The organism is Dactylosporangium thailandense (assembly GCF_059739745.1).
In genome coordinates this window covers 8,647,362-8,660,814 of sequence record NZ_AP029195.1, presented here as the reverse complement: position 1 = coordinate 8,660,814, position 13,453 = coordinate 8,647,362, and the positions used below count along the sequence as shown (strand labels likewise).

At 72.6% G+C, this 13,453-nt stretch carries 9 protein-coding genes; 6 read left to right on the top strand and 3 right to left on the bottom strand.

What is annotated here, in order from left to right; all coding sequences use genetic code 11:
* Window position 1: 1 nt before the first annotated feature.
* Window positions 2–1,408, bottom strand: a complete 1,407-nt coding sequence (gene eccB, locus AC6JBM_RS38500; RefSeq protein ID WP_497978796.1) for a type VII secretion protein EccB — start codon at window positions 1,406–1,408, stop codon at window positions 2–4.
* An 88-nt stretch (window positions 1,409–1,496) separates the two neighbouring features.
* On the opposite strand from eccB, the gene AC6JBM_RS38495 reads away from it, so the two are divergent.
* Window positions 1,497–2,252: an SUKH-3 domain-containing protein gene (locus AC6JBM_RS38495; RefSeq protein ID WP_497978795.1), complete on the top strand. Its 756-nt coding sequence runs from the start codon at window positions 1,497–1,499 to the stop codon at window positions 2,250–2,252.
* A gap of 916 nt (window positions 2,253–3,168) precedes the next feature.
* On the opposite strand, the gene eccD is transcribed toward AC6JBM_RS38495, so the two are convergent.
* Window positions 3,169–4,554 carry a type VII secretion integral membrane protein EccD gene (gene eccD / locus AC6JBM_RS38490; RefSeq protein WP_497978794.1) on the bottom strand — a complete coding sequence of 462 codons (1,386 nt, stop codon included), beginning with the start codon at window positions 4,552–4,554 and terminating at the stop codon, window positions 3,169–3,171.
* 106 nt (window positions 4,555–4,660) lie between these two features.
* Between eccD and eccCa the strand changes: the two genes are divergently transcribed.
* The 3 genes from eccCa (at window position 4,661) to AC6JBM_RS38475 (ending at window position 11,106) form a co-directional block, all read left to right on the top strand.
* Window positions 4,661–8,614 carry a type VII secretion protein EccCa gene (gene eccCa, locus AC6JBM_RS38485; RefSeq protein WP_497978793.1) on the top strand — a complete coding sequence of 1,318 codons (3,954 nt, stop codon included), beginning with the start codon at window positions 4,661–4,663 and terminating at the stop codon, window positions 8,612–8,614.
* 82 nt (window positions 8,615–8,696) lie between these two features.
* On the top strand, window positions 8,697–9,341 hold the full coding sequence (locus AC6JBM_RS38480) for a hypothetical protein (RefSeq protein ID WP_497978792.1): 645 nt from the start codon (window positions 8,697–8,699) through the stop codon (window positions 9,339–9,341).
* A 13-nt stretch (window positions 9,342–9,354) separates the two neighbouring features.
* Window positions 9,355–11,106, top strand: a complete 1,752-nt coding sequence (locus AC6JBM_RS38475; RefSeq protein ID WP_497978791.1) for a WXG100 family type VII secretion target — start codon at window positions 9,355–9,357, stop codon at window positions 11,104–11,106.
* 140 nt (window positions 11,107–11,246) lie between these two features.
* Here the strand turns inward: AC6JBM_RS38475 and mycP are convergent, their stop codons facing one another.
* Complete coding sequence (mycP, locus tag AC6JBM_RS38470) at window positions 11,247–12,581, bottom strand: type VII secretion-associated serine protease mycosin (RefSeq protein ID WP_497978790.1); 1,335 nt, start codon at window positions 12,579–12,581, stop codon at window positions 11,247–11,249.
* Between the two features lie 93 nt (window positions 12,582–12,674).
* On the opposite strand from mycP, the gene AC6JBM_RS38465 reads away from it, so the two are divergent.
* The gene (locus AC6JBM_RS38465) at window positions 12,675–13,094 is read left to right on the top strand and encodes a YbaB/EbfC family nucleoid-associated protein (protein WP_497978789.1); all 420 of its coding nucleotides are present in this window, start codon (window positions 12,675–12,677) and stop codon (window positions 13,092–13,094) included.
* A complete protein-coding gene (locus AC6JBM_RS38460; protein WP_497978788.1) occupies window positions 13,091–13,420 on the top strand; it encodes a hypothetical protein in 330 nt (109 codons plus the stop codon). The genes AC6JBM_RS38465 and AC6JBM_RS38460 overlap by 4 nt, the downstream gene beginning before the upstream one ends.
* Window positions 13,421–13,453: the final 33 nt, after the last annotated feature.

Genomic DNA, 13,453 nt, shown 5'->3' with positions numbered 1-13,453 from the left:
GTCAGCCCGTCAGCGGACGCTGCGCGGCCCTCGGGTCGAGACCGGGTCCCGCGGGAATCCGGGCGACGACGAAGGACGGCAGCTCGATCGGCTTCACGGAACCGTAGCCGAACCACGCCAGTTGCGCGGGGGCCATCAGGGCGAACCGGCGGCCCTGGTCGGTGACGAAGAACACCTGGCCGGAGCCGGTTTCGGCCGACTGCGCCGAGCGCACGACCGCGCCGCCGCCCGACGGGACCACGACCCGCGTCGCGACCTGGTCGGTGGCGTTGCCGTTGGTCGCGATGCCGGCACTGTCCGGCTGCGGCTGGGCGTTGATGAGAAACTTCGGCGCGGCCTGCTTGTCGGTCCACGTGGTGCACAGCGTCGCCGCCGGGTCGACGGTCGCCATCGAGGGCACCTGGGCCGGCGGGTCGAGGTCGGACTTGGGCCTGTTCGCCTTGGACACGTTGGCGACCTCGGCGGCCTGGATCGCCTTGGCCTGGGGCGTCGCGTTCGGGTAGGCCGCCGCGGTGGCCGGGTCGGCCAGGATCAGCGCCTGCTCGACCGCCGTGACCTGCACGATGTCGTTCGCGCGCACGAGGTAGCCGGTGGTGGAGCCGCCGACGGTGACCGTGAGCACCTGGCCGATGAGGTAGTTCTTCATCGCGGTGGACGCCTTGCCCTTGTTGTCCACCTGCGGCTGGGTGATCGGCAGGCCCTGCGGCACGGTGTCGAGCCACGCCTCGTCGACGAGGACCCGCGGCTGCCCGTCGATGCCCATGGCGGCGAAGATCTGGCGGGAGTCGACCCGGTACCGGTGACCGTTCCACACCAGGTAGTTCTTCTGGCTGCTGGTGTTGTCGCGCACCACGATGGCCGAGTCGCCGAGGTCCTGCCCGCCCGGCGGAGTCGTGCCGACCATGACCAGGCTCGACACCGTGGCGCCGCCGCTGGAGTCGTGGCCGGCCACCGCACACATCGACCACCCGGCCGCGCTCATCCGGCTCGCCGGGGGCAGCGCGTCGGGCGCTCCCGCGATGCCGATCAGCGGGCCGCGGGTGGCGCCGGTCAGCGACTCCCGCGAGACCGAGACGGTCGTGGCGGCCTGGCCGATCGCGAGCACCGCGGAGGCGTAGTTGGCGACCGGGTAGAGCACGCCGTCGCGGTACACGTACCGCGTCCCGGTCTCCTTCTCGATCACGACCGCGTTGGCGGCCTGCCAGGACGTGTTGCCGCCGTGCTTGATGAGCCCGATCACCCCGAAGACGGCGAGCACCAGCACGGCGACCATCACGCTGGCGTACCCGGCGCCGGCCAGCCGGCGGGTCGGCGACATCGACGGGTCGGCCTCACCCGAGACGAACGCGTTGACCACACGCTGCATCAGGTACTGATACGACTGGATCTGTTCCCGTCGGGACGGCATGTCCGGTTGGTCCCCTCCCCGTGGCCCTCGCGCTTGCGTGGGGCTCGGCTGCATACGATAGGCCAGCGAACACGGAGGTGCGGCATTGGTGACGCCTGATGAAGCCACGCAGATCGCCCGGCCCTGGGCGCTGGCCAGCCTCCCGTCCAGCGGGGGCGACGTGGGACTCTTCGAGTTCGAGCACGGGTTCGTGGCGTGGGCCAAGGTGCCGCCGTCCGACCCCGACCGCCCGCCGGAGGTGATCGGGGCGCCACTCGCCGTGATCGACAAGGAGTCGGGCGAGCTGACCACGTGGCCGTCGCTGTCGCCCGAGGGGGTCGCGGAGCTCTACGAGCTCGAACTGGCGGCCCGGCGCCGGTTTCCCGATGACGTACGGCAGGTGCTGACCGCCGCCGGCTGGAAGTCCAACCGCAACGTCGAGACCTGGATCGCGAGCTGGCTGCGGGAGCTCTACGAGGCCACCCCCGGCCTGGAGCGACGCCTGCCGATCTTCCCGGTGGCCCGGCGCCTGCTCGAGGAGTTCGGCGGCCTGAGCTTCCGCCAGCTCAAGCAGCCGGGCGTGGCGACGGGCGGCTGGAACGTGGAATTCTGGCCGACGAAGGGCCGCGTGCTGGCCGACCTCTTCGTCGAGTTCGCAGTTGACCTGGGGATGCCGGTGTTTCCGCTGGCCTGGTTCGAGGACGGCCCGAGCGACATCGTGGCCGCGGCGGATGGGCGGGTCTTTCTGCTGCACGAGGCGGGCGAGTTCCTGATCGGGGCCGACCCGGACGAGGCCGTGCGGAGGCTGGTGCGGGGCGAGCCCTTCACCGAGGTCGACGACCACGGCGAGCCGCTCGGCTCCTGACCATCACCTCGGTATCGGTTTCTGTTCACCATTTGTGAGTCGAGCTGTCCGGGTTCATGGTTCGGGTCGCATTCTGGGATAATTTTCGATGTGCGGCAGTTGCAGTTGTTCGCCTCGCGGGAATTGGCTTCCATGCGGGATCGGACGAAGGCTCGGAATTGGTGGCCGGGGAAGGACGAGTTTCGTCGGGAGCAGCAGCGACGGCGAAATTGGGGGCTGGCGAGGCGGCATGCGGAGAAGCTGCGCCGCATGCACGGGGCCTCGACGCCCGCATACGAAACTCCGGTGTCGGCCGCGCCCGCGCTAGCCACGTCCGCGCCCACGCGGCCCGCACCGCCCGCGCCCACGCTGGCCGCGCCCGCGCCGCCCGCGCCCACGCTGGCCGCGCCCGCGCCTGCGTCCGCGGCGCCCGCACCGCTCGCGCCCACGTTGGCCGCGCCCGCGCCGCCCGCGCCCGCGCCGCCCGCGCCCGCGTGGCCCGCACCGCTCGCGCCCACGTTGGCCGCGCCCGCGCCCGCGCCCGCGGCGCCCGCACCGCTCGCGCCCGCGCTGGCCACGCCCGCGTCCGCGCCCGCGCCGCTCGCGCCCGCGCGGCCCGCGTCCGCGCCCGCGCCGCCCGCGTCCGCGCCGGCCACGCCCCTCGCGTTGTGCGCGCGTCGGTCCGAGTCGGCGCTGTCTGCTGCGTCGCCCGCGCCCCGCGCGCGCCTTCCGCGTCCGGGCTCGTTCCCCCCGCGTGTGCGCCGTCCGTGCCCCCGTGGGCAATCGACGCAATGGTCCACGCTTCGAGAAGCCGCGCACCGCAGTCAAGCTTTCCGAACAATGAAACAATCCGCCACGGAAATCGTGCCCGATATTATCGCTGCGGATGCCGGCTATATACGAGCGGCCGATACGTCGGATTGTGCAATTATCGGGCTCAGCCGGCCAGGCCGCGAATCCAGCTGTAGACGCCCAGCACCTGACAGACGATCGGGATCGTGGCCAGCACCAGCAGCACGTCGAAGATGTCCCCGAGCCGGCCCAGGTAGACCGAGGGCGGCCGCACGCTGTACCGCATCCCCGCCGTAACCACGAGCACCGCCACGAGCAGCAGCCCCACCCCGACGCCGACCTGCACGGGCAGGCTCGCCCCGGTCAGCCGCGCCATCAGCAGCCCGAGCCCGGCCAGCCCGGTCAGCAGCAGCGGGAGCCGGTGCCGCACGGTGCCGAAGAGCCGAGCGCGCAGCAGGCTCGCCGCGGCCACCACGCCGACCAGGATGCCCGTCATGATCCCCGGCTCGCGGCTGATCAGCCAGAACGAGGTTACGTTGAGCACGGCGAAGGCGAAGAGCAGGCCGGTGAAGATCTCGTCCGCGCGCGCCACGGTGGCGTACGTGGTCGCGGCCGGCGGCACCGGGTCCTGCTGCAGCAGGTCGTCGGTGGTGCGGGGGAGTTGCGGCACCGGTACCTTGCCCAGCCGCACCGACGCCAGCGGCAGTGCCGGCGCGAGCAGGACCAGCAGGCCGACCAGGGCCGCGGCGCACTCGGGCGCGCCGAGTGAGGTCAGGCCGAGCAGGCCCGCGAGCACGCCCAGGGCCCCGGCGAAGATGCCCGCGACGAACAGGCGGATGTTCGCGCCGACGGCTAGGTAGCCGATCACGGCGAAGACCAGCAGCGCCCCCGCGCCCGTGAGCAGGTGCGGGGCGCCGAGGCGGGACAGCTTCTCGTCGCCGCCGAGCACGAGCAGGCCGCCGGCGAAGGCGTACACGAGGCTGGCCGCGCCCAGAGTCGAGCCCGCGGTGGCGTCGGACATCGCCCGGGACAGCACGAAACCGCCGGTCAGCAGGCCCGCCGCGACCACGAGCGCGACGATGCCGGGCAGCATCCAGGACGGCCCGGCGAGCAGCAGCAGCGCTAGGGTGCCGAGCAGCAGCAGGACGCCCGTGGCCAGGCCGGTGACGCGGGTCGCGGCCGGGGTCCAGGCGGCGCCGTAGCGGCGGGCGCCGGCCGCGATCGCGTCGACCACGTCGTCGTACTCGAGCTCGGGCCACTCCTCGTAGCGCGGCGCGAGGTGCAGGATGTCGCCGTCGTGCACGTCCTGGGCGGCGAGCGTGCGGCTCATGTCGAGCGTGGTGCCATCGGTGCGGCGCAGCACCCAGCCGCCGTGGTCGAGCCCGTCGTCGGCGAGGGCCTCGCCGGCCCGGGGCAGCACCCCGGGCAGCAGCATGGCCAGCGGGATCTGCTCCGGCAGTGCCAGGTCGAGGCGCCGCTTGGGGGCCGCGAGCACCACCCGGGCCAGCCCGGCACCAACGTTCTCGGCCATCGACCGTGCTCCCCGCCGTTTCTGCCCGCCATCGAGAGTGCCCAACCTAGCAGCCCACTGGTTAGCATGTGTGCTCGAACGGGTGCTACGGGGAGGGTGGACTCGAGTGAGCACAGTCGTGCGCCGCAGGCCGTCGCGGCGAGCCGAGCCCGAGTACCCCTCGGGCGAGGTCCTGCTCGAGCCGCCCCCCGAGGTGCCCGCGCCCACCGGCAAGGGCTGGGCGCAGATGCTCATGATGATCCCGATGCTGGCCGGGTCCGGCTCGATGGCGCTCATGTTCGCCGGTCAGCGCGGCGGGCCCCTGGCCTACATGACGGGCGCGATGTTCGGCCTGTCCGCGATCGGCATGCTCGCCTCCCAGTTCGGCCAGAGCGCCGGCCCGGGGCGGCAGGAGATGCTGCTCGCCCGGCGCAACTACATGCGCCACCTCTCCCAGCGGCGCCGCCAGGTGCGCCGGGCCGGGCAGAAGCAGCGTGCGGCGCAGCTGTACCGCTACCCGGACCCCGACGCCTTGTGGTCGATCCCGGCCGGCCAGCGGCTCTGGGAGCGGCGCCCCGGCGACGCCGACTTCGGCATGGTGCGCATCGCGCTCGGCCCCCAGGACCTCGCGACGCCCCTGGTGCCCCCGGCGAGCAAGCCGCTGGAGGACCTCGACCCGATGTGCGCGGTCGCGCTGCGTCGGTTCATGACCACCTACGCCACCGTCGACGACCTGCCGATCGTGATGGCCCTCGACGGCTTCGCCCGCGTCTACATGCAGGGCGATATTGAGCAGACCCGGGCCCTGGCCCGCGCGATCGTCGCCCAGGCGGCGGCCTTCCACTCCCCGGACGACCTGATCGTGGCGGTGTGCGCCGGCCCGGCCAGCAGCGCGCACTGGGAGTGGGCCAAGTGGCTCCCGCACGCGCTGCACCCGAACCGCAACGACGCCCTCGGCCAGCTGCGCCTGGTCTCGACCAACGTGCCGGGCCTCGAGGCGATGCTCGACGACGTGCTCGGCTCCCGGCCCCGGTTCAACCCGGTCAGCAGCGCCGAGCGGGTCGGCGGCCCGCACCTGATCGTCGTGCTCGACGGCGGCGACGTGCTCGGCTCCGACCACCTCATGACGGAGGGCGGCGTCGAGGGCGTCACGGTGCTGGACCTGTCCACCCCGCCGCCCCGGCTGCTCGACCAGACCGCGCTCGTGCTCGGCATCGAGCCCGGCGGCGCCTTGTCCAGCAGCACCTTCGAGGGCAAGGCCGAGGTCGGCCGGGCCGACGGGCTCAGCCTGACCGAGACCGAGGGCCTGGCGCTGCAGCTCTCGCCGCTGCGGCTGTCCGCGGCCTCGCGCACCGAGCAGCGCGCCACCGGCACCATCGACCTCACCGACCTGCTCGAGATCGGCTCGCCCGAGGACTACGACCCCACCCGCCACTGGGTGCCGCGGCCGCAGCGCGACCGGCTGCGGGTGCCGATCGGCTGGTCGCCGGACGGCACGATGGTCGAGCTGGACCTCAAGGAGTCGGCGCAGGACGGCATGGGCCCGCACGGCCTGCTGATCGGGGCCACCGGCGCCGGCAAGTCCGAGCTGCTGCGCACGCTGGTCCTCGCGCTCGCGGTCACGCACAGCTCCGAGGTGCTCAACTTCGTGCTCATCGACTTCAAGGGCGGCGCGACCTTCACCAAGCTCGACGTGCTGCCGCACACCAGCGCGGTCATCACCAACCTCGAGGACGAGCTGCCGCTGGTCGACCGCATGACCGACGCCATCAACGGCGAGCTGCTGCGGCGCCAGGAGCTGCTGCGCAAGGCCGGCATGTACGCCTCCCAGCGCGACTACGAGAAGGCCCGCACGGCCGGCGCCCCGCTGGCGCCGCTGCCGAGCCTGCTCATCATCTGCGACGAGTTCAGCGAGCTGCTGACCGCCAAGCCGGACTTCATCGACATGTTCGTGCAGATCGGGCGGGTCGGCCGGTCGCTGGGCGTGCACCTGCTGCTCGCGTCCCAGCGGCTGGAGGAGGGCCGCCTCAGAGGCCTGGACACGCACCTGTCGTACCGCATCGGCCTGCGCACCTTCTCGGCGGTGGAGAGCCGCATCGTCCTGGGCGACGTCGCCGCGTTCGAGCTGCCCCGCGCGCCCGGCCACGGCTACCTGCGCTTCGGCACCGAGCCGCTCAAGCGCTTCCGGGCCGCGTACGTCTCCGGCGTCTACCGCCGCGACACCGCCGTCGCCCTGGCCGCGGCCGGGGGCGGCCCCGTCGTGCGCGACTACGTCAGCGGATACGTCGCGCCGCCGGTGACCGAGGAGCCGGTGGTCGTCAAGGAGGAGGAGAACGTCGTCGGCGACAGCATGCTCGACCTGCTGGTCGACCGCATGCGGGGCAAGGGCATGCCCGCGCACCAGGTGTGGCTGCCGCCGCTGGCCGACCCGCCGTCGCTCGACGCGCTGCTGCCCTCGCGGATCGTGGACCCCGAGCGCGGCCTCACCGTGCAGGTGGCGGAGCTGCAGGGCAGCCTGCACGCCGTGCTCGGCATCGTGGACCGGCCGCTGGACCAGCGCCGCGACCCGGTCTGGTGGGAGCTGGCGGGCTCGGCCGGGCACGCGGTCGTGGTCGGCGGCCCGGGCAGCGGCAAGAGCACGATCCTGCGCAGCCTGGTGCTGAGCCTGGCCCTGTCGCACACCCCGCGCGAGGCCCAGTTCTACTGCCTCGACTTCGGCGGTGGCGCCCTGGGCACGCTGCGCGAGGTGCCGCACGTCGGCGGGGTCGCCACGCGGCTCGACCCGGGCGCGGTGCGCCGCACGGTCGCCGAGCTCTACGTGCTGCTGGCCGAGCGCGAGCGGCGCTTCGCCGCGGCGGCCGTGGACTCGATGGCGACCTACCGCCGGGCACGCCGGGCGGGGCAGCACGCCGACGACCCGTTCGGCGACGTGTTCCTGATCATCGACGGCTGGTCGACGATCCGCTCCGACTTCGAGGACCTCGAGGGCGCGATCAACGACCTGACCAACCGCGGGCTGACGTACGGCGTCCACGTCATCGCCTCCGCGACCCGCTGGAACGACGTCCGGCCCGCGATCCGCGACCTCTTCGGCAGCCGCCTCGAGCTGCGCCTGGGCGATCCCAGCGACTCGCAGCTCGACCGGCGCGCGGCGATGAACGTGCCCGACCGCACCCCGGGCCGCGGCATCGTCCCCGGCGGCCTGCAGTTCCTCGGCGCCCTGCCGCGCGTCGACGGGCAGCAGACGGTCGAGGACCTCTCCGACGGGGTCGAGAAGCTGGTCGCCGAGATCCGCCAGAGCTGGCCCGCCGCCGGTGCCCCGCCCGTGCGGCTGCTGCCGGCGACGCTGCCGTACGAGAGCCTGCCCGTCACCGATCGTGAGCGCTCCGGCATCCCGATCGGCATCGCGGAGGCCGACCTGCGCCCGGTCTGGGTGGACTTCGACCAGGATTCGCACTTCCTGCTCTTCGGCGACTCCGCGTCCGGCAAGAGCGCGTTCCTGCGGGCCTTCGGGCAGTCGCTGATCGATCGGTACGAGCTCAACGAGGCTCGCATGATCGTGGTCGACTACCGGCGCAGCCTGCTCGGCGCGTTCGACAGCAAGCACCTCATCGGCACCGGTACCTCCGCGCAGACGGCGCAGACGATCATGAACGAGGTCGTGGGGGTGCTCAAGAGCCGGCTCCCGGGGCCGGACGTCACGATCGAGCAGCTGCGCAACCGCAGCTGGTGGAAGGGCCCGGAGCTGTACGTCCTCGTCGACGACTACGACCTGGTCGCCGGGGGCAGCACCAACCCCGTGACGCCGCTGCTGGACTTCCTCAGCCAGGCGCGGGACGTGGGCCTGCACCTGATCCTGACCCGGCGCACCGGCGGCGCGAGCCGCGCGCTCTACGAGCCGGTGCTCATGCGGCTGCGGGAGCTGGGCTCGCCCGGCATGCTGCTGTCCGGCGAGCGGGACGAGGGCGCGCTGCTGGGCAACGTGCGCTCCTCGCACCAGCCGCCCGGCCGCGGGTACTACGTGACGCGCAAGGAAGGCGGCCGGCTCGTCCAGCTCGCGTGGCGCCCGCCACCGAGCTGATGAACCTGGGCGTCTTGTGGTGCGTGAACGATATGATTGAGTTGGGTCTATCGGGTTCGACTTCGGCCGACGGGGAGGGCGAATGACCAGAGACGGTTACGAGTACAAGCCGGGACACGACTCGTGGACACCGGTCGACCATTCGCCGATCAAGGTCAACGTGTCGAGCCTCGCCGACTACGTGAAGCTCGTCGGCAAAGAGGTCGAGGACTACAACACCAACCTCAAGGACGGCGTCCTGCCGATGACGAAGGTCCAGTCGACCTTCGCCGGCTTCGGCGAGGCCAAGCTCTACCGCGGGGTGCACGCCAACGCGCTGGCGGCGACGGGTGACCTGCTCAAGGACGTCTCGTTCAGCCTGCAGGCGATCACGCAGGCGGCGCTGGGGATCTACTACGAGTACCTCGGCGGCGACGACCTCGGCAAGGCCAACGTCGACGACGTCTACGACGTGTTCTGGCCGAGCGACGGGCGCCCGACGCTGCAGGACCAGGTCAAGGCCGCCCAGGAGGGGCAGGGCACGGACGACGCGCCCTTCACCGGCTCGGCGAACGCGGCCGAGCACCGCATGGAGACCGAGGGCGCCATCCCGCCCACCGACGGCTCGGCCTACTTCAACACCTGGGACCAGGGCTTCTCGGTGGGGGAGGGGACCAATTCGTACTACGTGTACAGCAACGAGAACGACATGATGGGCGCCCCTGAAGACCCGCTGAAGAAGAAGTGAGACGGGGGAACCGATGACCGATCAGTACTACGGGTATGTGAAGTACACGCTTCCCCCGAGCGTTTCGCAGTACGACAACTACAGCGCCTCGAACCAGATCGTCGACTACGACCCCACCGACTGGGACGCCGAGTCGACGACGATCGAGATGATGTGGCCCTGGATCCAGATCGACTCCGACGCGCGCGCGACGGCCCTGGCCGACATGTGGCGCCGGGTGCACACGCTGCTGGACAACACGAGCCGCAACCTGCGCCGGTACACCGACGAGCTCGCGTCGCAGTGGAACTCCGACGCGTCCAAGGTCTTCATGCGCGAGATCGGGGCCTCGCTGTCCTCGATCGACGAGTGGAAGGACGTCGCCAACACCAACGCGACGGGCCTCGACGTGCTCGCCAGCACGATCAAGTACAACCAGAAGAAGGCTCTTGCGGTCTGGAACGAGTATTGCCAGGCCATCAGCAACCCCGGCAGCGTGCCCGGTTCCGCGGCCACGTCGAGGGTCGTCGCGGCCGGCAAGGGCGGCGCGATCACGAACACCGAGAGCGACGACAACCGCAAGAAGCGGCTGGTCAAGCACTACACGGAGCAGATCAAGCCATTCGTCAAGGACCTCGCGGACACGTATCTCAACGTGTACTACAACTTCCTGACGCACGGCTCGACGTACAAGGGCCCGACGAACGCGGCCGTGGCGGTCCAGCCGACCATCCGCCCCGGCGGCCCCGGCGGCAGCCTCCCGCCGCCGCCGATCCTCAACCCGCCGTCGATCCCGAAGATCAGCCCGCCGGACCCGAGCCGGCTCCAGTCGCAGCTCGCGGGCCTCGGCCTGCCCGGCTACGACCCGGACCACGCGCTGACCCTGGCCGGCGGCGCGGTCGCGCCCCCGCTGCCGGCGCTGCCCGACCTGCATCTGCCCCCGGCCCCCGGCGGCCCGGGCGTCGTGCCCTCGGTGAACGTGCCGGGCCTGCCGGCGTTCCCGGGCGGCCCGAACTTCCGCGCCACCGGCGGCCTCGCGGGTCTCGACCCGGCCGAGGCGGCCCAGCGGCTCGGCCAGGGCCCCGGTCAAGGCCCCGGCGGCATGCGCCCGCAGCTGCCCGGCCGCCCGAACCTCTCGGGCATGCGTCCGCCGCCCGGCGGCGGCGCCCGCCCGCCGATGCCGCCCGGCCGCGGCAACCCGAACCTGCGCGGGTCCAAGGGCCGCCTCCCCGGCGGCGTGCACGGCCCCGACCTGAGCGAGGAGATGGGCCGCGGCACGCCGCGCAGCCCGATGCCGCCCCGCCTGGGCGGACGGCGCGGGCCCGGCGGCCCCTCGGGGCACATCGGCCCGGAGAACGAGCGCCTCGGCGGCCGCGGCAACGGCCTGCCGCCCGGCCAGCGGGGCGCGGGCCGCGCCGGCGCCCCGGGCGAGCGCCTCAACGGCCGCCGGGCTCCCGGCCTGCCGCTGGAGGAGCAGGAGGGCTTCAACCGCCAGGCGGCTCGCCCGGCGATCGAGGGGCGCGGGGGCATCAAGCGCCCGGCGGGCGGCCCGCTGCCGGAGGGCGAGGGCCGCGGCCCGGCCCTGCGCGGCCGCGGCGGCTCCGGCCCCGGCGAGTCGCCGTTCCGGCCGGTGCGCCGCGACCAGCGGGCCGAGCACGACGACTACGCGGAGGCGACGGAGGACGAGCTGTGGGCGGTGGAGCGGCCGAACCAGGGCGGCGCCGTCATCGACACGCCGAACCTGCCGCAGTCCCCGGAGGCCGGCCCGGCGATCGGGCGGTCGTGATCCTTTAGCACCATCTGCACCGTGCCCCCGCCGGACCGACTTCGGCGGGGGCACGGTGCTTTCGCGGCTGGTGCGGATAACTCCAGACACTCAGTCCGGACTTATCCGATTTATCGGTTATTTGATGACCAAGGCGTTCGTCAGTCGGTACGGGAGCGCGTCGGGAGGGCGAAGAAGACGTCCTCCGGCTCGATGTCCGGGTCCCGCTCCGGGCGCTTGACCGGCTGGACCTCGCCCGGGCGCCAGTTGCGGGCGCGGCCGCGGCGGGCGGCGCCGCGCATGGCGAAGATCACCAGGGCGGCCACCAGGATCGCGAGGCCGGCGAAGGCGGCGATGCGCCCCGCCGTCTGCCAGCGGCTCAGGCGGGCCGCGGCGGCCGGGTCGCTCGCGGTGGCGGGGATCGGCGTCGGGGTGGCCGCGCCCTGCTTCGAGGGGGTCTCGTAGACGGCCCGGAAGGGGTCGACCAGGCCGTAGCCGAACTCGGTGCTGCGCTGGGCCCCCGCCATGCGATCCGCGGTCACCTGCAGCCGCCAGGCCACGTCGCTGTTCTTGAGGCCCGGCTGGGCCGACCACACCAGGGCCGCGGCCGCGCTGACGATGGGCGCGGCGAAGCTGGTGCCCTTGTAGTACTGGTGGCCGTGCTCGCGGGTCGCGGCGAGCACGAGGTTGCCGGGGGCGGCGATGTCCACATAGGCGCCGACCTGCGACTCGTCGACCCGGGTGCCGTCCTGGTTGACCCCGGCGACGCCGAGGACGCCGGGGTAGGCGGCCGGATACGACGGCGGGTCGTTCGGGATCGCGCTGCGCGCCGAGCCGATCGGCGGCGGGGTCGCCTCGGCGCTCACGTGGTGGTTGCCCACGGCGGCGACGACGAGCGCGCCCTTGGTGTTGATCGCGTAGTCGACGGCCTCGGCGACGGCGGGGTAGTCGGTGTCGAGGCTCAGCGAGACGTTGATGACGCGGGCGTTCTGGTCCGCCGCGTACCGGATCGCCTTGGCGAACACGTCCGGCCCGGCGGCCTCGCCGTTGGTGCCGTCCTCGTGGTCGGAGACGCGGATCGGCAGGATCTTCACGCCGGGGGCCAGGCCCTCGAAGCCGACGCCGTTGGCGTGTTTGGCGGCGATGAGGCTCGCCACCGCCGTGCCGTGCGACGTGCAGTCGAAGTCCGCCCCCGCCGCGTTGCGCAGGAAGTCGAAGCCGGGCAGCACCTGGCCCGCCAGCTGCGGATGGGCGCCGTCGACGCCGGAGTCGAGGACCGCGACCGTGATGCCGCTGCCGTTGGTGGTCGGCCAGACCCGCCCGATCCCGAAGGTCTGCTGTGGCCAGGGCGTCTCCTTGACCACCTCGCCCGCTTTGGCCGGGTTGTTGCACGTTCCGGCCGGGGGCGGCCCCGCGAGCGCGGTCTGGGGCACAACGAGCGCCGTCGCCGCGGCACCGAGCGCTGCGATGGCGGCGAACCAACGCTTGCGCTGCACGTCGGAGCCCTTCTGTGACATCGATTCGCACTGGTGGCGTATTGCCGTTGTTGAGTATCGTACGGTTGGACGGCTTGCTACGGGGAGGGCACCATGGACAACCGTGCGCTCCGGGCGCGCGCCGACGAACTGGCCGGCGAGCTCGAGCGGATGCGCAGCGGCATGGGCACGCTGCAGCAGAAACTCCAGTCGATCACGGCGACGGCCAAATCGGACGACGGGTTCATCACCGCCGTCGTCGGGCCCCGCGGCCAGCTGATCCGGCTGGACATCGACGCGCGCGTCTACCGTCGCCCGGACTCCCGCCAGCTCGCACAGTCGATCACCAAGACGATCCAGGCGGCGTCGGCGGACGCGATGCGGCAGGTCACCGAGGCGTGCAAGCCGTTCATGGCCGAGTCGACGGTCCAGTCGCACCTGGAGTTCGACCTGCAGGGCATGACCCACAAGCTCGACTCCGAGCTCGGCCTGCTCGCCGCGGACATGGATGCGGACAAGGAGAAGAAGCGATGACGGACAGCACTGCGGTCAACCCCACCCAGGCGCTCGGTGCCGCGTCGCAGCTGACGACCACCGGCGACGCGATGCTCAAGCGGTGGCGCACCCTGCGGGCCCGGATCGACGAGCTCAACGGGGGCCAGCCGTGGGGCAACGACGAGCCGGGCAAGAACTTCAACAAGTACTACATGGAGGGCGAGCACCCGCCCTGCACCAGCGTGCTCGAGGGCGGCGAGAGCCTCGTCATCGCCATGTCGAAGCTCGGGGAGCAGGTCCGGGAGGGCGTCCAGGGCGTCGTCGACATCGACGACCTCACCGCCGAGTGGTTCAAGAAGAAGTAGCGCTCCCCGCCAGGGGTTCGACGCGGGGAGCCG

Excerpts from the sequence above, each read along its gene's own strand:
- eccB (WP_497978796.1), bottom strand. The coding sequence starts at position 1,408 with ATGCCGTCCCGACGGGAACAGATCCAGTCGTATCAGTACCTGATGCAG.
- eccD (WP_497978794.1), bottom strand. The coding sequence starts at position 4,554 with ATGGCCGAGAACGTTGGTGCCGGGCTGGCCCGGGTGGTGCTCGCGGCC.
- AC6JBM_RS38480 (WP_497978792.1), top strand. The coding sequence starts at position 8,697 with ATGACCAGAGACGGTTACGAGTACAAGCCGGGACACGACTCGTGGACA.
- AC6JBM_RS38475 (WP_497978791.1), top strand. The coding sequence starts at position 9,355 with ATGACCGATCAGTACTACGGGTATGTGAAGTACACGCTTCCCCCGAGC.
- AC6JBM_RS38465 (WP_497978789.1), top strand. The coding sequence starts at position 12,675 with ATGGACAACCGTGCGCTCCGGGCGCGCGCCGACGAACTGGCCGGCGAG.
- AC6JBM_RS38460 (WP_497978788.1), top strand. The coding sequence starts at position 13,091 with ATGACGGACAGCACTGCGGTCAACCCCACCCAGGCGCTCGGTGCCGCG.